This is a genomic window from Nocardioides sp. (genome assembly GCF_030019515.1).
Classification (GTDB): domain Bacteria; phylum Actinomycetota; class Actinomycetes; order Propionibacteriales; family Nocardioidaceae; genus Nocardioides.
In genome coordinates, this window is sequence record NZ_JASEEQ010000003.1 from 47504 (window position 1) to 73005 (window position 25502).

General features: G+C 73.6%; 22 protein-coding genes. 7 read left to right on the forward strand and 15 right to left on the reverse strand.

Annotation, left to right across the window (positions count from 1 at the left end; translation table 11 throughout):
- Positions 1–27 precede the first annotated feature (27 nt).
- From QMC84_RS04955 to QMC84_RS04965, 3 genes are read left to right on the forward strand one after another with little or no spacing between them, the layout of a single operon-like run.
- Positions 28–609: a hypothetical protein gene (locus QMC84_RS04955; protein ID WP_300372409.1), complete on the forward strand. Its 582-nt coding sequence runs from the start codon at positions 28–30 to the stop codon at positions 607–609.
- A gap of 4 nt (positions 610–613) precedes the next feature.
- Positions 614–1477 (forward strand): hypothetical protein, encoded by an 864-nt coding sequence (locus QMC84_RS04960; protein ID WP_300372411.1) that lies wholly within the window; start codon positions 614–616, stop codon positions 1475–1477.
- Between the two features lie 10 nt (positions 1478–1487).
- Complete coding sequence (locus tag QMC84_RS04965) at positions 1488–4154, forward strand: stealth conserved region 3 domain-containing protein (protein ID WP_300372413.1); 2667 nt, start codon at positions 1488–1490, stop codon at positions 4152–4154.
- Positions 4155–4157: 3 nt separating this feature from the next.
- On the opposite strand, the gene QMC84_RS04970 is transcribed toward QMC84_RS04965, so the two are convergent.
- Genes QMC84_RS04970 through glmS form a run of 7 tightly spaced genes read right to left on the reverse strand, consistent with a single transcriptional unit; the run spans position 4158 to position 11956 of the window.
- On the reverse strand, positions 4158–5141 hold the full coding sequence (locus QMC84_RS04970; RefSeq protein ID WP_300372415.1) for a sulfotransferase family protein: 984 nt from the start codon (positions 5139–5141) through the stop codon (positions 4158–4160).
- Between the two features lie 9 nt (positions 5142–5150).
- Complete coding sequence (gene tsaE / locus QMC84_RS04975; protein WP_300372417.1) at positions 5151–6080, reverse strand: tRNA (adenosine(37)-N6)-threonylcarbamoyltransferase complex ATPase subunit type 1 TsaE; 930 nt, start codon at positions 6078–6080, stop codon at positions 5151–5153.
- On the reverse strand, positions 6077–7168 hold the full coding sequence (locus tag QMC84_RS04980) for an alpha/beta hydrolase (protein WP_300372419.1): 1092 nt from the start codon (positions 7166–7168) through the stop codon (positions 6077–6079). The genes tsaE and QMC84_RS04980 overlap by 4 nt, the downstream gene beginning before the upstream one ends.
- Positions 7165–8301, reverse strand: a complete 1137-nt coding sequence (gene alr, locus QMC84_RS04985) for an alanine racemase (protein WP_300372421.1) — start codon at positions 8299–8301, stop codon at positions 7165–7167. The genes QMC84_RS04980 and alr overlap by 4 nt, the downstream gene beginning before the upstream one ends.
- Before the next feature lie 16 nt (positions 8302–8317).
- Positions 8318–9697 carry an NAD(P)H-hydrate dehydratase gene (locus QMC84_RS04990; RefSeq protein WP_300372423.1) on the reverse strand — a complete coding sequence of 460 codons (1380 nt, stop codon included), beginning with the start codon at positions 9695–9697 and terminating at the stop codon, positions 8318–8320.
- Positions 9698–9730: 33 nt separating this feature from the next.
- Positions 9731–10081, reverse strand: coding sequence for a holo-ACP synthase (locus QMC84_RS04995; RefSeq protein ID WP_300372425.1), 351 nt, complete (start codon positions 10079–10081; stop codon positions 9731–9733).
- Positions 10082–10111: 30 nt separating this feature from the next.
- On the reverse strand, positions 10112–11956 hold the full coding sequence (gene glmS / locus QMC84_RS05000) for a glutamine--fructose-6-phosphate transaminase (isomerizing) (protein WP_300372427.1): 1845 nt from the start codon (positions 11954–11956) through the stop codon (positions 10112–10114).
- A 41-nt stretch (positions 11957–11997) separates the two neighbouring features.
- Between glmS and coaA the strand changes: the two genes are divergently transcribed.
- A complete protein-coding gene (coaA, locus tag QMC84_RS05005; RefSeq protein WP_300372429.1) occupies positions 11998–12987 on the forward strand; it encodes a type I pantothenate kinase in 990 nt (329 codons plus the stop codon).
- Positions 12988–12991: 4 nt separating this feature from the next.
- Here coaA and QMC84_RS05010 read toward each other — a convergent pair whose 3' ends face one another.
- The 6 genes from QMC84_RS05010 to rplM all read right to left on the reverse strand — a co-directional run bounded on the left by QMC84_RS05010 (position 12992) and on the right by rplM (position 17943).
- The gene (locus QMC84_RS05010) at positions 12992–13630 is read right to left on the reverse strand and encodes a hypothetical protein (RefSeq protein ID WP_300372431.1); all 639 of its coding nucleotides are present in this window, start codon (positions 13628–13630) and stop codon (positions 12992–12994) included.
- Between the two features lie 263 nt (positions 13631–13893).
- A complete protein-coding gene (locus QMC84_RS05015; RefSeq protein WP_300372433.1) occupies positions 13894–14691 on the reverse strand; it encodes an ABC transporter permease in 798 nt (265 codons plus the stop codon).
- Positions 14691–15599: an ATP-binding cassette domain-containing protein gene (locus QMC84_RS05020; protein WP_300372435.1), complete on the reverse strand. Its 909-nt coding sequence runs from the start codon at positions 15597–15599 to the stop codon at positions 14691–14693. The genes QMC84_RS05015 and QMC84_RS05020 overlap by 1 nt, the downstream gene beginning before the upstream one ends.
- Before the next feature lie 9 nt (positions 15600–15608).
- The gene (glmM, locus tag QMC84_RS05025; protein WP_300372437.1) at positions 15609–16955 is read right to left on the reverse strand and encodes a phosphoglucosamine mutase; all 1347 of its coding nucleotides are present in this window, start codon (positions 16953–16955) and stop codon (positions 15609–15611) included.
- 8 nt (positions 16956–16963) lie between these two features.
- Positions 16964–17464 (reverse strand): 30S ribosomal protein S9, encoded by a 501-nt coding sequence (gene rpsI, locus QMC84_RS05030; RefSeq protein WP_300372439.1) that lies wholly within the window; start codon positions 17462–17464, stop codon positions 16964–16966.
- Positions 17465–17499: 35 nt separating this feature from the next.
- Positions 17500–17943 carry a 50S ribosomal protein L13 gene (gene rplM / locus QMC84_RS05035; RefSeq protein WP_300372441.1) on the reverse strand — a complete coding sequence of 148 codons (444 nt, stop codon included), beginning with the start codon at positions 17941–17943 and terminating at the stop codon, positions 17500–17502.
- A gap of 251 nt (positions 17944–18194) precedes the next feature.
- Here rplM and QMC84_RS05040 point away from each other — a divergent pair, with 251 nt between their 5' ends.
- Both QMC84_RS05040 and QMC84_RS05045 read left to right on the forward strand, forming a co-directional pair.
- On the forward strand, positions 18195–19484 hold the full coding sequence (locus QMC84_RS05040; protein ID WP_300372443.1) for a citrate synthase: 1290 nt from the start codon (positions 18195–18197) through the stop codon (positions 19482–19484).
- A 104-nt stretch (positions 19485–19588) separates the two neighbouring features.
- Positions 19589–20209, forward strand: a complete 621-nt coding sequence (locus QMC84_RS05045) for an HAD family phosphatase (RefSeq protein ID WP_300372445.1) — start codon at positions 19589–19591, stop codon at positions 20207–20209.
- A 33-nt stretch (positions 20210–20242) separates the two neighbouring features.
- Here the strand turns inward: QMC84_RS05045 and QMC84_RS05050 are convergent, their stop codons facing one another.
- Together QMC84_RS05050 and QMC84_RS05055 are read right to left on the reverse strand one after the other, a co-directional pair.
- Entirely contained in the window at positions 20243–22726 is a 2484-nt protein-coding gene (locus QMC84_RS05050; protein ID WP_300372447.1) for a choice-of-anchor A family protein, read from the reverse strand.
- Positions 22727–22833: 107 nt separating this feature from the next.
- Positions 22834–24069: an MFS transporter gene (locus QMC84_RS05055; RefSeq protein ID WP_300372449.1), complete on the reverse strand. Its 1236-nt coding sequence runs from the start codon at positions 24067–24069 to the stop codon at positions 22834–22836.
- A gap of 118 nt (positions 24070–24187) precedes the next feature.
- Here QMC84_RS05055 and QMC84_RS05060 point away from each other — a divergent pair, with 118 nt between their 5' ends.
- Positions 24188–25456, forward strand: a complete 1269-nt coding sequence (locus tag QMC84_RS05060; RefSeq protein ID WP_300372451.1) for a trypsin-like peptidase domain-containing protein — start codon at positions 24188–24190, stop codon at positions 25454–25456.
- Positions 25457–25502 lie beyond the last annotated feature (46 nt).

The following is a 25502-nucleotide window of genomic DNA, read 5'->3' on the forward strand; positions in this document are numbered from 1 at the left end:
TCACCCGGCCGGCCGAGGAGGCACCCCATGTCCGAGAACTCCGCACCGAGCCCAGCCGAGAGCTCGTCCGGGGACTACGACGTCGTCCTCCTCGTCGAGCAGGCGCTGACCACCCGCGACGCGGCCCAGGTGCACTCGCTGCACGAGGACCTCGACGAGCCCGTGACCTACCACGTGCTGCTTCCCCTGGAGGACGCCGCGGCGCGCATCGAGTCCGCGATGGGCTCGCTGACCGCCGGCGACATGCTCGCCTCGCCGACCATGCCGATGGGCGAGGTCGACCTCGAGGCGGTGCGCAAGGACTGCGAGGAGCGCTCGGCCGCCGAGCTCGAGTCGACCCTCGAGGCGCTGCGCGCGAGCGGCGCCACCGCCGTCGGCGAGATCGTGACCGACCCGCCGATCGACGCGCTGGCGGCCAAGGTCGCCGCGGTCGACGGACGCGAGGCCATCATCTTGACCAGGCCGCACGTGGTCGCCGAGTTCTTCCACCTCGACTGGACGTCGAAGGCCCGGCGCCGGCTGGGCGTCCCGATCCTGCACCTCCTCGAGCACGAGAACTTCGACGAGCAGGCCGAGGGGTACGGCGACGAGGGTGTCACGGGGCTCTGACCGCGTGAAGCTCACCTCCCGGCTCCGGCGCCCCGCCGACGAGGCGCCGGCCGGCACCCCCGCGCCGCCGCCCGGCCCACCGCGGGGCGCGCCCGTGGCGGCGTACGCCGGCATCCTCGACGGCCACACCCTCTGGCTCGCGATCGAGGCGGCCCCGGGCACCCTCGCGCTGCGCGACGCCGCCGGCGAGGTGCACCCGCTGCCCAGCGACCTCGCCGAGCACGACCCGGCCTACCGTGACGTCCGCGCCGACCTGCTCGGGCTGCCCGGCGAGGACGAGACGGCGTACGACGTGGTGCTGGTGCCGACCGGGGGCCGCGCGCCGCGCCTGGTCTGGGTCGCGCCGTTCCAGGCCGGCCCGACCCGGGTGCCGCCGTCCCCCGACGGCCGCTGGCAGCTCGGCCTGGGCCGCACCGACGAGGGGATGCTGCGGGTCCGGCGGTCCCGCCCGGCCCCCGGCCTCGACGTGGTCGACCTGACCGTGACCGAGGACGGCATCCGGATCACGCTCCCGGCGGGCGATCCGGACGACCCCGACGACGCCGACCACGCGGACGACCCCGCCGAGCTGCGGCTGGTCGAGGACGACGCCGTGCTCGCCGCGTACCCGATCGCCCGCGACGGCGACCGGCGGGTGGCGGTGCTGACCGAGGCGGCGCTCCCGGAGGGCACCGGCCAGCTCGGCCGGCTGCTCGTCGGCGACCTGCCGCTGCGGCGCCGGGCGAACGACCTCGTCAACCCGAACCAGGCGGTGCTGCTGCCGGCGCTGTTCGGCGACGACCCCGACCTGGCCCGGCTGCGGCTGCGCTGGTCGCCCGAGGGCCACCTGGTCGGGCGGATCGTGGACCGCAACGAGGGCGAGGAGTAGTGGACGCCAGATGAGGATCGCCTACGTCGTCTTCAACCTCGACGGGATGGGCGGCACCTCCCGCTCCGCCATCACCCAGGCCAACGCCCTGGCCGGCGACCACGACGTGCGGCTGGTGAGCATCACCCGCAGCGCGGACCGGCCGCACTACGCCATCGACCCGAGGGTCGCCGTCGACTACCTCGCGGACGTGCGCGAGGACACCCTGGCCGAGGACGACGCCGCGCGGGCGCTGAGCGAGCGCGAGTCGGTGCTGGTGCCGGCGCGCTGGGACGGCCAGTTCTCCGCGCTCACCGACGTCGCGATGAGCGCGGCGCTGCCCGGGCTGGACGCGGACGTGGTCGTCACCGTGACGCCCGCACTGCTGGCCGCGGTGACCCAGCTGGTGCCGGACCGCGCGATCCTGGTCCACCAGGAGCACCGCTCCTCCTCCGACCGCACCTCGGGGCTGGAGCCGCTGCTGGCGTTCGCGCCGCGCGCCGACGTCGTCGCGATGCTCACCGGGGCGACCGCGGACTGGCTGCGCGACCAGCTGGGCGACCTCACCCCCGAGGTCGTCGTCATGCCCAACCCGCTGCCGCTCGGCTTCACCCCGCGCTCGCGGCTCGACGGTCGCCTGATCGTCTCGGCCGGCCGGCTGGCGGCCGAGAAGCAGTTCACCAAGCTGGTGCTGGCCTTCGGCGAGGTCGCCGACCGGCTGCCCGGCTGGCGGCTGCGGATCCTCGGCGACGGCGGCCAGCGCAACGAGCTGCGCCGGCGGGCCCGCAAGCTCGGACTCTACGACCGGCTCGAGCTGCCGGGCAGCACGACCGACATGGCCGGCGAGTGGGCGAAGGCGAGCATCGCCGCGCTCACCTCGCGGGCCGAGGGCTTCCCGCTCGTCCTCCAGGAGGCGATGGCCGCCGGCGTCCCCGTGGCCAGCTTCGACTGCCCGTCCGGGCCGCGCGAGATCATCGAGCACGAGGTCAACGGCCTGCTCGTCGCCCCCGAGTCGGTGGCCGGGATGGCGAGCGCCCTGCTGCGGCTCGCCACCGACGACGACCTGCGGGCGCGGCTCGGCGCCGGCGCCCTGCACTCCTCACGGCAGTACGACGCCCGCGCGCTGGCCGAGCAGTGGGTCGGGATCTTCGCCGACGCGCGGGCCCGTCGCGGCGCGCTCGGCCGGGTGGCGGCCCGGATCGGCGCCCCCCGCAGGCGGGCCGTCGCGCCGGAGCCGGCGGCGGACATCAGCGGCGTCACCCCCGCGCAGGCGCGGCAGGCCGCGCTGGCGGCGGCCGTCGCCGCGGCCCGGTCCGCGACCGAGGAGTGGCTGGTGATCCCCGAGCACGAGACGGCGGCGCCGGCCGTCGTGGTGCCGATGACCGCCCGCGACGCGGTGCTCGCCGCGCTCGCCGAGGCCGAGCTGCCGGCGTACCTCTCGCTGCGCGAGCCGGCCGACCAGGGCTGGCCGGAGCGGAGCGGCCCGGTCGCCCGGATGGCGACCGAGCTGCGCCGCGGCCGGACCGGGTCGGTGTTCCTCGAGCCCTGGCCGGACGACGGCGACGACGCGAGCGTCCTCGGGCAGGGGTGCGGGGTCGGGCTGGAGTTCTGGGAGGCCAGCATCGACGACGAGCTCGTCGCGACGCGGCCGAACCGCTACACCCGACGGATCCCGCGCGGCACCCCCACGGTGGACGCCGAGATCGGCGGCGTCGCCGTACGCACGCTGCCGCTGATGACCGAGCGCACCGTCAACGAGTGCGGCTTCCCGATCGACGTCGTCTACACGTGGGTCGACGGCAACGACCCGGTGTGGAACGCGGCGCGCGAGGACCGGCTGGCCCGGCTCAGCGGCACCGCCCTGACCCGCGAGTCCAGCGGGCGGGCCCGCTTCGTGTCCCGCGACGAGCTGCGCTACTCGATGCGCAGCGTGCACCTGTTCGCGCCGTGGGTCCGTCGCATCCACCTCGTCACCGCCGGCCAGGTGCCCGACTGGCTGGACGCCTCGCACCCGTCGATCCGGGTCGTCGACCACGCCGAGATCCTCCCGGCCGCGGCGCTGCCGACGTTCAACTCCCACGCGATCGAGACGGCACTGCACCACGTGCCGGACCTGACCGAGCACTTCGTCTACCTCAACGACGACGTCTTCCTCGGCCGCCCGGTGCGGCCCGAGATCTTCTTCAGCCCCGCCGGGCTGTTCGCGGCGTTCATGTCAACCACCCAGGTCGGGCTCGAGGACGTGCCCGGCGCCGCGCCGTTCCTCAAGGCCGCCTGGAACAACCGGCACCTGCTGCAGGACGCGTTCGGCGTCGTCAGCACCAACAACCTCGCGCACACGCCGCACCCCCACCGACGCTCGGTGCTCGACGAGGTCGAGCGGCGCTTCCCCGAGGCGGTCGCGGCGACCGCGGCGGCGCCGTTCCGCTCCGACACCGACGTGTCGATGCTCAGCTCGCTCGCACAGCACTACGGCCTGGCGACCGGCACGGCCCACGTCGCCGACGCCGCCTTCGAGTTCGTCAACCTCAGCAACAGCGACCTCGCCCACCAGCTCAACCAGCTGATGCGGCGCCAGCAGGACTTCTTCTGCCTCGGCGACCACCACGACTACGCGATGGTCACGGCCCGCCTGGACCGGGAGCTCGCGGCGTTCTTCTCGGCGTACTTCCCGGTCGCCGCGCCCTGGGAGAAGTAGCCGTCAACGGCCCCGGAGCCGCTCCTCGAGCCGAGCGATCCGCTTGTCGCGGTTGGCCAGCTTGCGGTTGAGGTTGCGGCGCACCCGCCCGACCTGGGCGGTGGTCTCGTCGAGGGCGAGGGCGGCCGCGAACTCGTAGAGCTCGACGTACGTCGCCCGCAGCGCCTGGAGCTCCGCGACCGCGGCCTCGTCGTGGGGGCTGGTGACCAGGGTGTTCATCGCCGTCCAGGTCCGCTCGGCGAGGTCGCGCAACCGGGGCGCGACCTCCAGGTCGTCCCAGGTGACCTGCGAGCGGTTCAGCCGCTGGTCGACGAAGTCGTCGACCGGGTGCGGCGCGGCCAGGTCGCCGTCGTAGCTGATCGCCAGCTGCTCGCCGGCCCGGGCCATCGCCGCGCGCCAGTCGCCGACCAGGTCGGCGTACGGGACGAACGCCCGGCGGTGGCCGCGGGTCGCGCGCTCGGTCTCGAAGGCGGCGTTCACCCAGGCGGCGACGTTCGTGGTCTCCCGCTGGCGGCGGAAGGCCGGCGTCTGCTCGGTGAGGTACGCCGTGTCGCGGCTGCGCACCACCTCGGTGGGGTGCCGCAGCATGGTGAGCGTGGTGACCTCGGCGCCCAGCCCCCCGGCCACCCGCAGCCACAGGTCGTGCACCCAGAACTCGCGGGGATCCTTGATCACGACCTGTGGGTGGTCTAGCTGGCCCGCCAGCCAGTCGTGCAGCCGCTGCTCGACCTCCGGCGTCACCGCCTCAGCGGCCCGGTCGGTCGCGGTCGGGCGGGAGTCGATGGTGCGCACCGGGATCGGGTTGAGCAGCTCCTTGTGGAACTCGGTCACCCACAGCGGCTCGTAGTAGCCGCGCGGGTTGGACTCGTCGGCCTCGACCTCCGGCTGCGGGACGTGCAGGCCCAGGCGCTTGAGCGTGCCGGCGACGCTGCTGGTGCCGCTGCGCCCGGAGCCGGTGACGATCACGAGCTTCGCGTTGGTGGGCACCCGAGGAGGCTATCCGAGGGCCCGGAAGGACAGCGCGTGCCACCGCGGCCCGACCGGGGTCAGCTCGACGCGCCGCGGGTCGAGCCCCTCCGCGCCCTCCTCCTCGCCGCGGACGATCACGACCTCGAGGCGCGACTCCGCCAGGCCCTCGGCGAGTCCCTCGCCCCACTCGACCACCGTGACGGCGTCGTCGAGGGAGGCGTCCAGGTCGAGGTCGTCGAGCTCGTCGAGGCCGCCGAGCCGGTAGGCGTCCACGTGCACGAGGTCGGGGCCCCCGACCAGGGACGGGTGCACGCGCGCGATCACGAACGTCGGGGAGGTGACGTCGCCGCGCACGCCGAGCCCGGCACCCAGACCCTGCGTGAACGTCGTCTTGCCCGCACCGAGCTCGCCGGTCAGCACGATCAGGTCGCCGGCGGCGAGCTGGCCGGCCAGCGACCGGCCCAGGCCGCGCATCGCGTCGGCGTCCGGCGCCTGGAAGGCGTGGGTGCGCAACGGCCGGCGCAGCTCGACGTTGGGCGAGGCGCGCCGGATCTCGCGGAACCCCTGCCGCTGCCAGAAGCGGATGGTCCTCGGCAGCTCCTCGCGGGCGACCACGGTGAGGTCCTCGGACCCGTCGGCGGCCTCCACCGCGGCCTCGATCAGCGCGGCCGCGACGCCGTGACCCTGCGCGGCCGGGACGACGCCGAACCGGCGCAGGTACGTCGTGCTTCCGACCGGGTCGAGCACGAGCGCGCCCACCGGCGCGTCGTCGAGGCAGGCGAGCAGCCCGCCGTGCGCGGCCAGCCGGTCCTTGATCGACCCCTCGGTCTCGCTCAGCGCAGCAGCGGGCGGGTCCAGCGGCGGGCGCGCCTGGAACGCGGCGAGCACGACCTCGAGCACCTGCGCGGCGGACTCGGGGCCGACCCGGTGGATGCTCAGCAGCGGGCGGCCCGTCACCGCGGCTCCACCGCTCCACTGGCCTCCAGCATCCGGTCGAGCTCGCCGTTGACCTCGTCGTACCGCTCGAGGATCACCAGGTGCCCGGCGCCGTGGCACTCGAGCAGGGTGGAGCCGTCGACCCAGGCGTGCAGCTTGCGGCTGTGCCCGATCGAGGTGAGCCGGTCGGCGGTGCCGCAGATGACCGCGGTCGGCACCTTCGAGAGCACCCCGACGGCGTGGAACTTGTCGAGGGTGCCGAAGCCGGGGAAGAACTCCGCGACCACCTCGAACGGCGTCGCCGACAGCATCCGGTCCACGAACTCGACGTAGCTGACCGGCACGGCGTCGCCGAACGCCAGCTCGTCGGTCGCGACCAGCGCGACGTTGCGGCCCAGCTTGCGCAGGCCGTCGACCGCCCGGTGCCCGCGTGCGAGCGTCGAGACGCCCCGGTGGACCATCCCGGCGCCGGCCCAGGTGGGCACCATCGGGAACAGGATCCGGCTGGGGTCCAGCCCGCCCGCGGTGGTGGAGATCAGCGCGGTGCCGACGACCCGGTCGCCGAACAGCTCGGGGTGCTCCTCGGCCAGCGCGACGATCGTCATCCCGCCCATCGAGTGGCCGACCAGCACCACGGGCCCCTCCGGCGCGACGGCGTCGAGAACGGTCAGCAGGTCCCGGCCGAGCTGCTCGATGGTCGCGTTGCCCAGCGGCGAGCGGCCGGACCGGCCGTGGGAGCGCTGGTCGTAGAACACGGTGCGCACCCGGCCGCGATAGTGCTCGCGCTGGAAGTGCCAGCAGTCCAGGTTCAGCGCGTAGCCGTGGCAGAAGACGACCGTCACCGGCGGGCGCCGGCGGCGCAGCCGGCCACCCGATCGCGGGGCTCGGGTCGCCGCGTCCGCGTCCGGCTCGTCGACCTCGACGTGCAGCGGCGTGCCGTCGTCGGCCACCACGGTCACCGGCTCCGAGCGGAGCGAGCCGAAGGCCGGGGTGTCACCCGGGGAGCGGCGGGCGATGGCCCGGCGCTGCCGGGCGATCCCGACGCCGGCGCCCGCGGCGATGCCGGCCGCGGTCGCGGTGGCACCGATCAGGTGCGTGCGGAGCCTCACGGGTCGACGTACCTCCGTGTCATCCGGCCGCCGATCCTGCTCACGATCTCGTAGGAGATGGTGCCCGCCGCGTCGGCCCAGTCCTGGACGGTGGGCTCGCCCGCGCTGCCGGGCCCGAAGAGCACCACGCCGTGACCCGGCTCCAGCAGCTCGCCGCCCAGGTCGACCACGAACTGGTCCATGCACACCTGGCCGCGCACCGTGCGGCGCTTGCCGTCGACCAGCACCTGGGCGCGGTTGCCGGCGTGGCGCGGGATGCCGTCGCCGTACCCCACCGGCACCAGGCCGACGGAGGTCGGGGTCTCCGCGACCCAGGTGTGCCCGTAGGAGACGCCCGCGCCGGCGGGGAGCGGCTTGGTCATCACCAGGACGGCGCGCACCGTCATCGCCGGGAGCAGGCCGAGGCCGGCGTCGGCGAGGTGGCCGGGCGCGGGGTCGAGGCCGTACGACGCCAATCCGAACCGCACCAGGTCGAAGCGGGCCGAGGGCCGCAGCAGCCCGGCCGCGGAGTTCGCCAGGTGCCGCACCTCCGGGCGCAGGCCGGCGCGGTCGGCGACCTCGAGGGCGTGCCGGAAGGCCGTCTCCTGGGCATCGTTCGCGGGGTGGTCGGGCTCGTCGCTGCACGCGAAGTGGGACCAGATGCCGGTGACCCGCCAACGGCCGTCCTCCTCGCCCGCGCGGGCGGCGGCGACCAGGCCGGGCCACTGGTCGGCGGAGGCACCGCCGCGGGACAGGCCGGTGTCGACCTTGAGCTGGACCCGGGCGGGCCGCCCGACGGCCCGTGCGCCGGCGGCGATCTCGTCCAGCTCGGCGAGGCTGTAGGCGGTGACGTCGACGTCCGCGGCGATCGCGGCGGCGTAGTCCTCCCCGGGCACGGTCAGCCAGGTGAGCACCCGGCCGGTGTCGCCGGCCGCGCGCAGGCCCGCGGCCTCGTCGAGGGTGGCCACCCCGAGCCAGTCCGAGCCCGCCTCGCGGGCGGCCCGCGCGGCCTCGACCATCCCGTGCCCGTAGCCGTCGGCCTTCACCACGGTCATCGACGCGACCCCGGTGATCTCGCGCAGTCGGCGGACGTTGCTCCGGATCGCCGCGAGATCGACGACGATCTCGGCGCGCGCGACCGGCTGGGGGCTCATGCCTGCGATTCTCCCATCACCACCCGGGCAGGCTGCGGACGGCCGCCGGGAGCGCCCGGGCCACGTCGCCGGCGACCAGCGGCCCGCGGCGGGCGGCGAGCGTGGCGGCGGTCCCGTGCAGCCACGAGCCGACCGAGGCGGCGTCGTACGGCGTCAGGCCGGCGGCCAGCAGCGCGCCGACCAGGCCGCCGAGCACGTCGCCGGCCCCGGCGCTCGCCAGCCAGGGGGTGCCGGTCGTCGTCGCCCGGACCCGTCCCCCGGGGCTCGCTACGAGCGTGTGGCGGCCCTTGAGCAGCACCACGCAGTCGTACGCCGCGGCCGCGTGGCGGGCGTGTGCGAGCGGCCGGGCCTCGATCTCGGACCGCTCGGCCCCGAGCATCCGGGCCAGCTCCCCGGCGTGCGGGGTGAGCACCGCGGGCGCCGGGACCGCTCCGTCGACGTGTCCCAGGGCGTCGGCGTCGATCACGGTCGGCACGCCGTCGGCCAGGGCCGCGCGCAGCTCGTCGCCGGCGTGCTCGCCACCGCCGGAGCCGACCACCCAGGCCTGGACCTGCCCGGGACCCACGACCTCGGGGTGCGCCTGCCGGACCTGGTCGGCGACGGCCGCGTCCCCGACGTACCGCACCATCCCGCACAGGCCGCTGGACGCCCCGGCCACGCTGAGCAGGGCGGCTCCGGGGTACTGCGCCGACCCGGCCCGGACGCCGACGACCCCGCGCTGGTACTTCTGGACCTCCCCGTGCGGGCGCGGCAGCAGGGCCGCGACGTCCTCGGGCTGGAGCGACTCGACCGGCGCGTCCGGCAGGTCGAGCCCGATGTCGACCAGGTGCACCACGCCGCAGGCGGCCGCGGCGGGGTCGACGAGGTGGGCGACCTTGTGGGTGCCGAAGGTGACCGTCACCGTCGCCGTCACGTGCGGACCGTCGAGCTCGCCGGTGTCGACGCCGACGCCGGACGGCGTGTCGACGGCGACGATCGGTACGCCCGGGACCGTCGCGAGCGCGGCGACCGCGTCCGCCCGCAGCCCGCCGCGGCCGCCGATGCCGACGATCCCGTCCACGACGACGTCGGGCCGGTCCGGCCCGCCCGTGATCGTGTGCCCGCCGGCGGCGCGCAGTGCCGCGACCCCGCCGGGGTGCGCCCGCTCCGAGAGCAGCCACGCCTGCACCTGCACGCCGCGTCGGGCCAGCAGCGCCCCGGCGTACAGCGCGTCGCCGCCGTTATCCCCCGACCCGACCAGCAGCAGCGCCCGCCGGCCGTACGCCGAGCCCAGGAGGTCGAGCACCGCGTAGGCCAGCCCGGCCGCGGCGCGCTGCATCAGCGCCCCCTCGGGCAGCCGGGCCATCAGCCGCGCCTCCGCCGCCCGCACGTGCTCCACCGTGTGCGCGCTCCTCATGGCCTCACGCTATCCGGGTCCCGCTGGTGCGGGTCACGACTCGAGGACGACCACTGCGGAGGCGATGCCGGCGTCGTGGGAGAGCGAGACGTGCACGGAGCTGACCCCCAGGTCGTTGGCCCGGCGCAGGACCGAGCCGCGCATCTCGAGCACCGGGCGGCCGGACTCCTCCGAGCGGATCTCGGCGTCGTGCCAGGCCATCCCCTCCGGGGCGCCGAGCGCCTTGGCCAGCGCCTCCTTGGCCGCGAACCGGGCCGCCAGCGAGGCCACCGGCCGCTCCGCCTCCGCCGGGGTGAAGAGCCGGTCGGCGAGGTTCGGGGTGCGCGAGAGCGAGACGCCGAATCGCTCGACGTCGACCACGTCGATCCCGACCCCGACGATCACCGGGCGCTCACCGGGCGCTCACCGGGCCGGTCATTCGACCGTGACCGACTTGGCGAGGTTGCGCGGCTGGTCGACGTCGTGGCCGAGCACCGTGGCGAGCTCGCACGCGAACAGCTGGAGCGGCACCACCGCGACCAGCGGCTGCAGCAGCACCGGCACCCGGGGCAGCCGGACGACGACGTCGGCGTACGGCGTGATCGCGTCGTCGCCGTCCTCGACCAGGCAGATGGTGCGCGCCCCGCGGGCCCGCACCTCCTGGATCCCGCTGACCATCTTGTCGCGCAGCTGGTCGCGGCCGGCCGGCGGCACCACGCACAGCACCGGCAGGCCGTCCTCGACGAGCGCGATCGGCCCGTGCTTGAGCTCGCCTGCGGCGAAGCCCTCCGCGTGCAGGTAGGCCAGCTCCTTGAGCTTGAGCGCCCCCTCGAGGGCGATCGGGTAGCCCGCGTGGCGGCCGAGGAACAGCACCGACCGGGTCCCGACGTGCTGGCGGGCCAGCTCGTAGACGGCGTCGGCGTCGTCCAGCACCCGCTGGACGTGGGCGGGCATCTCCTCGAGCTGGCGCATCACCTCGTCGATCTCGTCGCCGTACCGCGTGCCCTTGACCTGCGCCAGGTACAGCGCGAGCAGGTAGCACGCGACCAGCTGGGTCAAGAACCCCTTGGTCGAGGCGACGGCGATCTCCGGCCCGGCGTGCGTGTAGATCACGGCGTCCGACTCGCGCGGGATCGTGGAGCCGTTGGTGTTGCAGATGGCGAGCACCTTCGACCGCTGGGTCCGCGCGTGCCGGATCGCCTGCAGCGTGTCCGCGGTCTCGCCGGACTGGCTGATCGCCACGACCAGCGTGGAGTAGTCGAGGATCGGGTCGCGGTAGCGGAACTCCGACGCCAGCTCGACCTCGACCGGGATCCGGCACCAGTGCTCGATGGCGTACTTGGCGACCAGACCGGCGTAGAACGACGTGCCGCACGCGATGATGATGATCTTGTCGACGTCGCGCAGCTCCTGGTCCGAGAGCCGCATCTCGTCGAGCTGCAGGTGCCCCTCGGGAGTACGCCGACCCAGCAGCGAGTCGGCGACCGCGTGCGGCTGCTCGTAGATCTCCTTGCGCATGAACCAGTCGTGGCCGTCCTTCTCGGCGGCCGACAGGTCCCAGTCGACGTGGTAGCGGCGGCCCTCGGCCGGCGTCCCGTCGAAGCCGGTCACCGAGACGCCCTCGCGGGTGATGGTGACCACCTGGTCCGGGCCGAGCTCCAGCGCCTCGCGGGTGTGCTCGATGAACGCCGCGACGTCGGAGCCCAAGAAGTTCTCGCCCTCGCCGAGGCCGACGACCAGCGGCGAGCTGCGCCGGGCGGCGACCACCCGCGACGGGTCCTGGGCGTCGACCGCGACCAGGGTGAACGCGCCCTCGAGCCGGCGTACGACGCGCTGCATCGCCTCGGTCAGGTCCGCGCCGCCGGTGACCTCCGCCTCCAGCAGGTGGGCGGCGACCTCGGTGTCGGTCTCCGAGAGCAGCCGGTGGCCGGCGGCCTCGAGCTCGGCCCGCAGCTCGGCGAAGTTCTCGATGATGCCGTTGTGGACCAGGGCGACCCGGCGCTCCTGCCCGGTGTGCGGGTGGGCGTTGACGTCGTTGGGGGCGCCGTGGGTGGCCCAGCGGGTGTGCCCGATGCCCATGGTGGCCGGCGGGAGCGGCGCGTCGACGATCGCCTTCTCCAGGTTCGCGAGCTTGCCGGCCCGTTTGTCGGTGGCCAGCGTGCCGTCCGCGACGAGCGCGATCCCGGCCGAGTCGTAGCCGCGGTACTCCAGCCTCCGGAGCCCCTCGACCACGACGTCCTGCGCCGCCTTCTGGCCCACGTAACCGACGATCCCGCACACGGGTGTCACTGTAACGGCGCGACTTTGCAAGAATCGCCCCCATGCTGTCCCAGGGGTCGTCCCACGGCGAGGTGCCACCCGTCGACGCCGGCCGGGAGTCCTCCCCCTACCTCGAGCTGGACCGCTCCGCGTGGGCGGCGCTCGCCAGCGAGGTCGCGAACCCGCTCAGTGCCGAGGAGATCCGCCGGCTGCGCGGGCTCGGCGACCAGCTCGACCTGGACGAGGTGCAGCAGATCTACCTGCCGGTCTCGCGGCTGCTCAGCCTGTACGTCGAGTCCGCGGGCCGGCTGTACCGCGCCCAGGAGGAGTTCCTGCACCAGGACCAGCCGCCGCGCACGCCGTTCGTGATCGGCCTCGCCGGCTCGGTGGCGGTCGGCAAGTCCACGACCGCACGCGTCCTGCAGCAGATGCTGGCCCACTGGCCGCAGCACCCCAACGTCGCGCTGGTCACCACCGACGGCTTCCTCTACCCCAACGCCGAGCTGGAGCGCCGCGGCCTGCTCGAGCGCAAGGGGTTCCCGGAGTCCTACGACCGGCGCGCCCTGCTGCGGTTCGTGGTCGACATCAAGTCCGGGAAGGACGAGGTGCTGGCGCCGACGTACTCCCACCTCGTCTACGACGTGCTGCCGGGCGAGAAGGTCGTGATCCGCCGTCCCGACATCGTCATCATCGAGGGTCTCAACGTGCTGCTGCCGGCCCGGGTGCGCGAGGACGGGCGCACCGGGCTGACCCTGAGCGACTTCTTCGACTTCAGCGTGTACGTCGACGCCAAGACCAGCACGATCCGCGACTGGTACGTCTCCCGCTTCCTGCGGCTGCGCGAGACCGCGTTCCAGGACACCGGCTCGTACTTCGCCAAGTACGCCACCTTGTCGACCGAGGAGGCGGTCGCCGAGGCGGAGCGGATCTGGGACACGATCAACGGCCCCAACCTCACCCAGAACGTGCTCCCCACCCGTTCGCGCGCCACGCTGGTGCTGCGCAAGGACCGGGACCACTCGGTCCGCTACGTCCGCCTGCGCAAGCTCTGACCGCTCACCCGGTCCGCAGGCTGGCCAGGACGGCGTCGACCTCCTCGCGGGCCAGCGTGCCCGGCTCGCCCCGGTCGCTGACGACGACGAGGCGGACGTCGCCCGCCTCGGCCATCGCGACCTCGACGGCCTGTGCGCCGCAGGGCCCGCGGTCCCCGAGGAACACCGAGGTCCGCGAGAGCCGGGCGGGGTTGCCGTCGGCCAGCCGGGTGCGCTCGTGGTCGACGCCCGCGGTCCAGGCGCCGCCCTCGGGTGCCAGGCCGGCGAGCCAGGAGCGCAGCGGCTGTCGGGTGAAGCCCGCGAACCCGCGGTTGGAGGCGTCGGGGCGCGCCGCGCAGTAGCCGGGCCGGAAGACCGCCGGCCCACGCACCACCGCCACCGGGTGCCCGGCGTCGTCCTCGTAGTAGATCCGCACGGCGCGGTCGCGCACCCGCCAGTCGCCCCCGGGCACCTCGAACGTCGCGCCGGTGCCCGGGTCCCGCACGACCAGGACCGCGGGATCCCGGGCCGCACCCGGCCCGGCCCCGGTCCCGGCCTCGGCATCGTCGTCGCCCGGCCACCGGAGTACGGCGAGCGCGGCCGTGCCCAGCACGGCGAGCGCGGCCACGACGGCCAGCAGCTGCGCGATCCGGAGCCGGGTCATGGCTGCGGTCTACCCGCCGGGCACCCCGCCGACACCCACCGCCGGGACGCTGCCGAGTCGGCGCATCTTGCCCGCCCAGCAGGCTCGAGTCGGCGCATCCTGCCCGCCCAGCAGGCTCGAGTCGGCGCATCCTGCCCGCCACGTGAGCAAGACGCGCCGACTCGACGCCCCCACGTGAGCAAGACGCGCCGACTCGGCGCCTCCGCGTGGGCAAGACGCGCCGACTCGACGCCTCCACGTGGGCAAGACGCGCCGAGTCGGCGTCAGGCGACGTCGCGGCGCAGGGTGGTGAAGCGGCCGAGCAGGGCGAGGCCGCCGGCGTACGCGAGCAGGACCGCGAGCGCGGCCGGGCGCGACAGCAGCTCGCCGGACCCGCCCAGCTCGCCGAACAGGCTGGAGCCGATCAGCCCGTCCGCGGCCGCGCCGGGCAGGAACCGAGCGATCGCGTCGGTGCCGTCGAAGGCGCCGAGAGCGAGCCGGGCGATCGGCTCGACGAACTGCGTGAACGCCAGGATCACCACGATGGCGGCGACCTGGTTGGGTACCACGCTGCCGAACGCGACACCGATCATCGCCCACAGCACGGTGACGACCACGCCGAGCGCCAGCACCGCCAGCACCGAGCGGTCGCCGAGGAACGCGCCGTCGCCCCAGCCGGCGAGCAGCGGCGCACTGGCGCCGACGACCGCGAGCGTGCCGACGACGCCGTAGACCAGACCGATCGGCACCGTGGCGAGCAGCTTGGCCACCAGCAGTACGCCGCGGCGTGGCTCGACGAGCAGGGTCTCGGTGATGGTCTGGTGCCGGAACTCGGTGGTGATCGCCAGGCTGCCGATGACCAGCGGGAACACGTAGCCGACGGCGTTGGTCAGCCCGTAGATCGCCCGCGCGGCGTCGACGCCCTCCAGGGTCACGGAGCCGCTCTCGTCCTCGGGCGCGAACACGAAGGACGCGGCCATCACGATGCCGATGAAGGCGAGGTAGCCGGCGAGCACGATCAGCAGCAGCCACCACATCCGGGTGCTGACCAGCTTGCGGTACTCCGCGACCAGCGCGGCCATCACGACCCACCACCCCCGGTCAGGCGCAGGAAGACGTCCTCCAGGCCGACGCCCCGGCCGGCCAGCTGGTGCAGCTCGAGGCCCGCGGCGTACGCCGCCGCCCCGACCTCGGCGGCCAGCACGCCGGTGACGACCAGGCCGGCACCGTCGGGCCGGGTCGACCAGCCCCGGGCGCGGCACAGGTCGGCCAGGGCCTGCTCGGCCGGGGACTGGACGTAGGTCTCGGGGGCGGCGAGCCCGGCCAGCTCGGTCAGCGAGGAGGCGTGCACGAGGCGGCCGGCGGCGATGATCACGACGTCGTCGACGGTGTGCTGCACCTCGGCGAGCACGTGGCTGGAGACGAGCACGGTGCGGCCCTGGGCGGCGAAGGCCCGCAGCAGGTGGCGCAACCACACGATGCCCTCGGGGTCCAGGCCGTTGGCGGGCTCGTCGAGGACGATCGCGGGCGGGTCGCCGAGCAGCGCGGTCGCGAGGGCGAGCCGCTGCCGCATCCCGAGCGAGTACCCGCCCACCTGCCGGTCCCCGGCATCGGCGAGCCCGACGAACTCGATCAGCTCGCGGCAGCGCGCCCGGTCGACGCCCGCCTGCGCCGCGTAGACGCCCAGGTGGCCGAGGCCGGTGCGGCCCGGGTGGAAGCCCGAGGACTCGATCGCGGCCCCGACGACGCGCGCCGGCGTCGGGTGCCCGGCGTACGGCCGGTCCCCGACGAGCGCGCGGCCGACGCTCGGACGGGTCAGGCCGAGCAGCATCCGCAGCGTCGTGGTCTTCCCCGCGCCGTTCGGGCCCAGGAAGCCCGTGACCGCGCCGGGGCGGACGGTGAAGCTGAGGTCGTCGACGGCGCGGATCGGACCGAACGTCTTGCCCAGGCCCGCCACTGACAGCGTCGGGCCGGTCCCCGTGAACCCCACGGGAGGACCCTAGAGGCTGAGCTGTCGCTTCACGACGTCGGCCAGGCGGCCCGCCACCGAGACCGCCTCCTCCTGCGTGGCCGCCTCGACCATCACCCGCACCAGCTGCTCGGTGCCGGAGGGCCGCAGCAGCACCCGGCCGGAGTCGCCGAGCGCGGCCTCCTCCTCCGCGATGGCCGCCGCGAGGACGGCGTCGTCGTCGGCGCGGCTCTTGTCGACGTCGGGGACGTTGACGAGCACCTGCGGCAGGCGTGTCACCACGGAGGCCAGCGACTGCAGGCTCTGGCCGGTCGCGGCCATCCGCTGGAGCACGTGGAGGGCGGTGAGGATGCCGTCGCCGGTCGTGGCGTGCTCGCTCATGATCACGTGGCCGGACTGCTCGCCGCCGAGGGAGTAGCCGGAGACCCGCATCGCCTCGAGCACGTAGCGATCGCCGACCTTGGTCTGGCGCACGCCGACCCCGGCGGCGCGCATCGCCTGCACGAAGCCGAGGTTGCTCATCACGGTGGCGACGACGGTGTTCTTCGCCAGGTGGCCGGTCTCGGCCATGCCGATCGCCAGGATCGCCAGGATCTGGTCGCCGTCGACGGTGTTGCCCTCGTGGTCGACCGCCAGGCAGCGGTCCGCGTCGCCGTCGAGCGCGAACCCGGCGTCCGCGCCGTGCTCGACCACCGCGGCCTGCAGGGACGCGAGGTGGGTGGAGCCGCAGTCCTCGTTGATGTTCAGGCCGTCCGGCTCCACGCCGATCGCGACGACCTCGGCGCCGGCGGCACGGAGGGCACGGGGGCCGGCCTCGTACGCCGCACCATGGGCGCAGTCGAGGACGACCTTGATCCCCTCGAGGGACCGGTTGAGGGTGCCGACGAGGTGCCCGACGTACTCCTCGACGGGGGTGGCGTACGGCGTGACCCGCCCGACGTGACCGCCCACCGGGCGGTCCCACTCCTCGGCGAGGCGCTGCTCGATGAGCTTCTCGACCGCGTCGTCGAGCTTGTGCCCGCCGCGCGCGAGGAACTTGATGCCGTTGTCGGGCATCGGGTTGTGCGAGGCGCTGATCACCACGCCGAGGTCGGCGCCGAGCGCCTCGGTCATGTAGGCGACGGCCGGAGTGGGCAGCACCCGCAGCCGGAGCACGTCGACCCCGGCCGACGCGAGGCCGGCGACGACCGCGTGCTCGAGGAACTGCCCCGAGATGCGCGTGTCCCGGCCGACGACGGCGAGGGGGCGATGCCCCTGGAACTCGCCACGGTCGGCCAGGACCCGGGCGGCCGCGACGGACAGGTCCAGGGCCAGCTCAGCGGTCAGCTGACCGTTGGCGAGACCCCGGACCCCGTCGGTGCCGAAAACGCGCGGCATGCGCGCGATCAGCGCTTGCTGAACTGAGGAGCCTTACGGGCCTTCTTGAGACCGGCCTTCTTGCGCTCGATGACGCGGGCGTCGCGAGTGAGCAGCCCGGCCTTCTTCAGCGAGGGGCGGTTGGCGTCGACGTCGATCGCGTTCAGCGCGCGGGCCACGCCCAGGCGCAGCGCGCCGGCCTGGCCGGTGATGCCGCCGCCGTGGATGCGGGCGATCACGTCGAAGCGGCCCTCCAGCTGGGTGGTCACGAAGGGCTCGTTGACGACCTGCTGGTGCAGCTTGTTCGGGAAGTAGGAGTCCAGGGCGCGGCCGTTGACGGTCCACTCGCCGGTGCCAGGCACCAGGCGGACGCGGGCGACGGCCTCCTTGCGGCGGCCGGTGGCGTTCGCCGGGGCGATGGTGGCGGGACGCTCAGGGGCGTCGGCGGACGGCGCGCTCTCCGAGCTGTAGGCGATGCCCTGCTCGTCGACCGCGTAGGTCTCCTCGACCTCGTTGGTGGTGTCGCTCATGTTCCTCAGGCTTTCTCGGTGCTCGTACAGGCGGATTACTGGGAGATCTGCTTGATCTCGAACGGCGTGGCCTTCTGGGCCTGGTGCGGGTGGTTGGGCCCGGAGTAGACCTTCAGCTTCTTCAGCATCTGACGGCCGAGCTTGTTCTTCGGGAGCATGCCCCACACGGCCTTCTCGATGGCCTTGCGGGCGTCCTTCTCCAGGATCTCGCCGATCGGCGTGGCAGTGAGACCACCGGGGTAGCCGGAGTGGCGGTAGGCCATCTTCGTGGTCTTCTTGTCACCCGAGAGGGCGACCTTCTCCGCGTTGACGACGATGACGAAGTCACCGGTGTCGACGTGGGGGGCGAAGATCGCCTTGTGCTTGCCGCGCAGGAGGTTCGCGGTCTGCACCGCGAGGCGGCCGAGGACGACGTCGGTGGCGTCGATGACGAGCCACTCGCGCTGGATGTCGCCGGGCTTGGGGCTGTACGTGCGCACGGAAGTTTCCTTCATCGTTCGTCGGGCCCGGAGAGCTGCTGCTCCCGGGTGGTGGAGCCACGCCCTCTGACGAACACGGCCCGGCTCAGCACTCGCGTGCGGTCCGGATCTGCACCCCGATCCCGTGGCGGGTCGGAGCGCGGCAGGAGGCGCGACTGACAAGACTACGGCGCTCCGCTCGGCAGTGTCGAATCATCGGGGACGGGAGCCTGGTTTCGCATGCCGCCACGCCGCAGTCTAAGTTGGAGAGCGTGACTGATTCTCTCACCGTCCGTGACAACCGCACCGGACAGGAGTACGAGGTCCCGATCACCGACGGCACCATCAAGGCCGCGGACCTGGGCCAGATCAAGGCCGAGGAGGACGCGCCGGGCCTGGCGGTCTACGACCCCGGCTTCGTGAACACCGCGTCCTGCCGCAGCTCGGTGACCTTCATCGACGGCGACAAGGGCGTCCTCGAGTACCGCGGGTACCCGATCGAGCAGCTGGCCGACAAGTCCAGCTTCCTCGAGGTGGCCTACCTGCTGATCCACGGCTCCCTGCCGACCAAGGCGGAGTACGAGTCGTGGGTGCACGAGATCACCTACCACACGTTCGTGCACGAGAACGTCAAGGAGTTCATGCAGGGCTTCCGCTACGACGCGCACCCGATGGGGATGCTGATGGCGTCGGTCGGGGCCCTCTCGACCTTCTACCCGGACGCGCGCAACATCAGCGACGCCGACAACCGGCACATGCAGATCGTGCGGATGATCGCGAAGATGCCGACGCTGGGCGCCTGGTCGTTCCGGCACGCGCAGGGCAAGCCGTTCGTCTACCCCGACAACGAGCTCGGCTACACCGCCAACTTCCTCTCGATGCTGTTCAAGATGAGCGAGCACCGCTTCGAGGCCGACGAGCGCCTGGTCAAGGCCCTCGACGTGCTGTTCATCCTGCACGCCGACCACGAGCAGAACGCCTCGACCAACGCGGTGCGCTCGGTCGGCTCGACCCAGGTCGACCCGTACTCCGCGGTCGCCGCGGGCGTCGGTGCCCTCTACGGCCCGCTGCACGGCGGCGCCAACGAGGCGGTGCTGCGGATGCTGCGCCGGATCGGCACGAAGGAGAACATCCCGTCCTTCATCCAGGGCGTGAAGGACGGCAACGAGCGGCTGATGGGCTTCGGCCACCGCGTCTACAAGAACTACGACCCGCGCGCGAAGATCATCAAGAAGTCCGCCGAGGACGTCTTCGAGGTCACCGGCACCAACCCGCTCCTCGACATCGCGCTGGAGCTGGAGAAGATCGCGCTCGAGGACGAGTACTTCGTCAAGCGCCGGCTCTACCCGAACGTGGACTTCTACTCCGGCCTGATCTACGAGGCCTTCCAGTTCCCGCCGGAGATATTCACGGTGCTGTTCGCGATCGGCCGCACCCCCGGCTGGCTCTCCCAGTGGCTCGAGCTGGTCCAGGACAAGGAGCAGAAGATCGCCCGCCCCAAGCAGATCTACACCGGCGCGCGCGGCCTGGAGTTTGTGCCCGCTGCCGAGCGCTGGGCGTGAGCGCAGCTCCCGAACGGCGCTGATGGTGGTCGAGCGAGCGGCGCGACTGAGCCTGCGAAGTCGCGACCCGCGTGTCGAGACCCGTTGAGCTGACAGGAGACACGATGCCGAGGCGGACGCCCGCAGCCGTCGTCTTCGACCTCGGCAACGTGCTGATCGACTGGGACCCGTACCCCGCGATCGCGGCAGGAGTCGGCCCGGACGAGGCCCGGCGGTTCCTCGCGGCCGAGGACTTCGACTTCATGGCCTGGAACCTGGTCCAGGACGCCGGGGGCCGGTGGGCGGACGCGGAGGACGCCGTACGCCGCAGCCACCCGCACTGGGCCGAGCACGCGCTGGCCTACCGCGCCCACTTCACCGAGTCGCTGCTCGGGGAGGTGCCGGGGACTGCCGACGTGGTGCGTGACCTGCACGCCGCGGGGGTGCCGCTGCTCGGCCTGACGAACTGGTCCGACGAGCTCTACCCGCACGCCCCCGAGCGGTTCGAGGTGCTGGCCCTGCTCGACGACGTGGTCGTCTCGGGCACCGAGAAGGTCGCCAAGCCCGACGCCCGGGTCTTCGAGATCGTCGCCGAGCGCAGCGGCATCCCCCTCGACCGGCTCGCGTTCGTCGACGACAAGCAGGCGAACGTCGACGCGGCGGCCGCGCTCGGCATGGACGCGATCCTGTTCACCGACGCGCGGTCCCTGCGCGACGAGCTGCACGCCCGAGGCCTCTCGGTCTGACGCCCGCGAGCCGGACGCGTGCGAGCCGGACGCCTACCGCTGGACGGCCACCGTCCGCCGGACCGCCTTCCCGCGGGTGGGGTCGACGGTGACCTGAACGCGGTCCAGGCGCACGAGCCGGTGCCGGCCGGCCTCGGTCAGCCGCAGCCGCGCGGTGCTCGCGCCGCCGGCCCGCAGGCCGACCTCGCCGCGGGCGAGCAGGACGCCCTGCGAGCGCACGGCGAGCACCCCGCGACCCGGCATCGAGGAGAGCACCCGCAGCGACGACGTCGACCCGGCGACCCGGAGGCGCCCGACCAGGCTCGCCGTGGCCGAGCCGGGCAGCACGGTGACGGTCGTGGTCGCGGTGTCGTTGACCGGGTTCGCGTCGGTCGAGGTCGAGGAGACGGTCGCGGTGTTCACCACCGTGACCGGCTCGTCGGTGCCCATGTCGGTGCCGACCCGGTCGTTGAGGCAGACCAGGTCGAGCACCGCGTCCTGGGCGGTGCCGGACTCGTTGTGGAGCCGGAACGCGCGCTCCTTGAGCCGCGGGTCGTGGCCCCACGTGGTGACCCCCTCGGGCAGGTCGAAGGTCGCGACGACGCCCTTGCCGTCGTCGGGGCAGGTGACCTTGACCTCGGTGCCCTCGGCAGGGGTGTCCGCTGGGACCGTCACGTGGTCGACGACGTGGGTGAAGCGGAGCTGGTGGGTGTGCCCGCCGACGGCACTGGTCGTCGTCGACAGGCACAGCGCGGTGGCCGTCACGGTCACCGGTGCGGTGGCGCGGAAGGTCAGCGTCCAGGTGCGGGCCGGGTAGCTCGTCTCCGAGCCGACCAGGACCGCCCCCGCGGAGGAGAGGTCGTAGCCCGGCGCGATCGGCACCGTCCCGGCGCGGCAGGTCAGCGTCACCTCGGTGCGACCGACCGGCAGCACCTGGGTCAGCGCGACCGGGGCGGCGTCGACGAGCAGGTCGTGGCGATGGCCGTCGCCGCCGCCCTCGGTCCGCCCCGGAAGGCAGACGATGAACGCCTTGGCCTGGACCCGGCCGGTCGCGTCGTTGCGGATCACGCCCTTCCAGGTGTCGGTCGTGACGCTGCGCGAGCTCAGCACCTTCACGTCGGAGAACGTGCCGGTCCCCTGGTCGACGTGGTCGATCCGGAAGTCGCCGTCGCTGAGGATGTCACCAGGGTTGCAGCCCAGCGTGATGCTGCGCTGCTGCCCCGGCTCGAGGTCGACCTGCATCTCCGGGTGGTACGGAGTCATCCAGTGGTCGCCGCCGGGGTGCGAGATCGGACCGGCCCCGGCGATCGGGTTGGCGGTCACCGTGATCGTCACGGTGGCGGAGGCCCCGGCGGCGAGGTTGCCGACGTTGCAGGTCACGACCCCGGTGGACTGCGTGCAGGGCGCGGTCGCGGACACGAACGTGACACCGGCCGGCAGCGTGTCGTGGACGACGACGCCGGTCGCGTCGGCGTCACCGACGTTGGTGGCGGTCAGCGTGTAGGTGAAGGTGGCGCCGCCGAGCGGGGTCGCGGTCGACGCCGACTTGGTGATCGTGACGTCCGGCGTGCCCGGCGTCGGCGGCGGGGGCGGGACACAGGAGCTGCTGGGCAGCAGGTTCTGGTGCGTCTCGAAGTTCGACGAGAAGCTCTTCGCGATGACCTGCCCGATCGTGTGGCCGACCGCGCTCACCGTGAACGCCGCCCGCGGCGCGAGGATGTGCCCGCCCCAGGCCGACCCGTAGCCCATGGTCAGCGTCGTGGCGTCCGGGAAGTTCCAGATGATGCCGGGGTAGGACGCCATCACCGCGTCGTTGACCTGGCTGGCGCCGGACGACACGTCCCACATCTGGCCGGCCAGGCTCACCGAGGTGCCGGGCACGTTGATGATCGTCGTGGCACCGCCCGGGACCTGGTAGCCGACGTGCTTGCCGGCCGCGAGGTCGGCGGCCTGGGCGGTGGTCAGCGTGAACACGTTCAGCGACGGGTCGGTGCCGGTGAGCACCAGCGCCGGGTTGCCCCCCGCCGTACCGCTGCTCACGGTGCCGTTCGCGGCCGCGGCACCCCACGCCGTCGACAGCGCGCGCAGCTGCGTGAACGACGTCGCGAAGTCGACGGGGTCGCTCCCGAGGTAGCCGGTACCGGCGCCCCCGTTGAAGTTCACTCCCGACTGCGGCGTGACGTAGGCACTGCCCCGCTGGAGGTTGTAGGTGCCGTGGCTGCCGGCGACGACGAGCGCGGCGGAGCCGGCCGGGAACCCGGACGGCAGGTGGGTGCCGACGGTCATCCCGCCGGCGCTGTGGTTCCCGCCGTAGGCGATGGCGCCCTCGGACTCGGCCCCGCGGCTGCCGTTCCCCTCGACGAACTCGGTCCACCCGGTGGCTGCGCCGAACGCGTTCGACACCGGCTCGCAGGCCGGCGGAGTGGTGGCCTCGGCGGCGATGCCGTGCAGCCCGACGGCAGCCAGCGTGCCGGTGAGCAGCGCCCCGACGAGCGGCAGTCGAAGAGCGCGGGCGCACGCGAGCGCAGACATGGTCATGACGGTCCCCCCTGGATGTCCGGTCTCGACCGTGCCATCCCGCAGTGGTGGCCCACCGGAGAACGACCGAATCCGCGCGCGGCGGACTGGACCGGACCGACCCTGGATCAGCTGCGGCGCTCCAGCCGCCGCACGTCCGGGGAGAGCAGCGAGAGCAGCGCCGAGCCGCCCATGACGCACCCGACGACGACCAGCCAGCGGTGGAAGCCGACCACCTCGGCGATCGGGCCGGTGAGCACGAGCCCCACCGGTCGGGCGACGAAGGAGCCGACCAGGTCGAACGAGTAGACCCGGGCGAGCATGTCGTCGGCGATGTTCTCCTGGATCGCCAGCTGCCAGAACACGTCGAAGACCTGCAGCCCGACCCCGTGCACGAACCCGCCGACGAGGATCGGCCAGAGCTGGTCGCTGAGAGCCATGGCCAGCGGGAAGGCCGCGGTGAAGGACAGCAGCGCGGTGCCGACGAACAGCAGCCGGCGCGGCCGCCACCGCAGGCACACGAGCCCACCCACGACGAAGCCGGCCATCAGCGTGCCGAGCGCGAGGCCCCAGCTGGACCGGCCGAACCCGTCCTCCATCACGATCGGTCCGACGACCGACTGGGCGCCGCCGTAGAAGAGGTGGTAGAGCAGCGCCTGGCCGATGAGCAGCCACAGCCAGGTGTGGCGGAGCACCTCGCGCAGCCCCTCGCCGAGGTCGCTGACGAACGACGGCCGGGCACCTTCGGGGCGGGTGTGCGGCACGTCGAGGTGGCCGAAGCACAGCGCCGCGACCGCGAACGTCGCGGCGTCCACGCCGATCGCCCAGCCGGGCCCGACGGCGGCGACCAGCACCCCACCGGCGGCGTACCCGACCACGGCCGCACTGGTCTGCAGCAGGCCCCGCAGCGCGACGGCGGACGCGAGCCGGTCCGCCGGCACGGTCATCCGGGTCATCGCGGACGAGGACGGCCCGCTCAGCGCGCCGAGGGCGCCGTTGACCACCCCGAAGACGGCCAGGATCGGCATCGTCGCCCAGCCGCCGACGACCAGGACCGCGACCGCGGCCTGGCTCACGGCGCAGGCGGCGCTGGAGCCCTCCATCATCAGCTGCCGGGCCACCCGGTCGCCGAGGACGCCGCCGAACAGCGCCGTCACCACGTCCGCGAAGGCGTACGCCGCCACCACCAGCCCGAGGTCGGTGGCCGACCCGCCGAGGTCGAGCACGGCGAAGGCGAGCGCGACCGGGGCGATCGCGTTGCCGAGCGAGCTGGTCGCCGAGCCGGCCACCAGCAGGCGGAAGTTGCGGAAGCGCAGCGGGCCGAGACGGTCCTCGCCGGTGCCGAGGTGGTCGAGCGAGGTCACCGGAGCATTCAAGCCGCTCCCGCCTCCGGGGTCTCCCCGGTTTCCGGCCGCGGCAGTTCTTCGGACCGCCCCAGCGAGGTCTCAGGAACGTCACAGGGTGCCCACGCATGGTTGACGCATGAACGACCAGCCCACGAGTCCGCCCCCAGGGCCGCCGAACCCGTACTTCTCCACCCCGGCGCCGCAGGGCCCGCCTCCCCAGGGCCCGCCTCCCCAGGGGCCGCCGGCCGCGGGGACGACGGAGCCGCCGGCCCCGCGTCGTTCCCGCCGGACCGGTCTCGCCGCCGCGGTCGTCGCGACCGCGCTGGTGGCGGGCGGTGCGGCGGGGGTCGGCGGCGCGGCCGCGTGGAGCGCGCTCGACGACGGGGGATCCTCGAGCGCCGCCGGCAGCCCCGACGCCCGCACGACGTCACAGGTGGTCGACACCCCGGACTCCGAGGCGCCGGCCGGCTCGGTCGAGCAGGTCGCCGCCAAGGTGCTCCCGTCCGTGGTCGAGATCGACGTGGCAGGCGCCCAGGGCGCCGGCTCGGGCTCGGGCATCATCCTCAGCTCCGACGGCGAGATCCTCACCAACAACCACGTGGTCGAGCTGGCCGGCGACAGCGGCTCGATCAGCGTCTCCTTCAACGACGGCTCGACCGCGAAGGCCGAGGTCCTCGGCACCGACCCGCTGACCGACACGGCCGTGATCAAGGCCCAGGACGTGTCCGGGCTGACGCCCGCGACGATCGGCAAGTCCGGCGACCTCAAGGTCGGCGAGAGCGTCGTCGCGATCGGCTCGCCGTTCGGGCTGGACTCGACGGTGACCAGCGGCATCGTGAGCGCCCTGGACCGGCCCGTGGACGTCGGCTCCGACGGCCAGGGCAACAGCACGACGTACCCCGCGATCCAGACCGACGCCGCGATCAACCCCGGCAACAGCGGTGGCGCGCTCGCCGATCTCGACGGCAACGTCGTGGGCATCAACTCCTCGATCCGCACCGCCAGCTCCATGCAGGGCGAGGCCGGGTCGATCGGGCTCGGCTTCGCGATCCCGATGGACGAGGTGATGCCGATCGTCGACCAGATGCGCAACGGGGAGACGCCGACCCACGCCCGGCTCGGCATCTCGGTCTCCGACGTCGCCAGCCGCCCCGGGGCCGAGGTCACCGAGGGCGCCGAGGTCCAGGACGTCAACGCCGGGTCGACCGCCGACGACGCCGGCCTCGCGAAGGGCGACGTGATCACGAAGGTCGACGACCAGCTGATCAGCGGCGCCGACTCGCTGGTCGCGACCATCCGGTCCTACCGGCCCGGCGACAAGGTCACCGTGAGCTACGAGCACGACGGCGACGTCAAGACCGTCACCCTCCAGCTGGACTCGGACGCGGACACGTCCAACTCCTAGACCCCTGGGTCCAGCCCGCAGAGCCTTTCTCTCCCCCGAGAAGGGA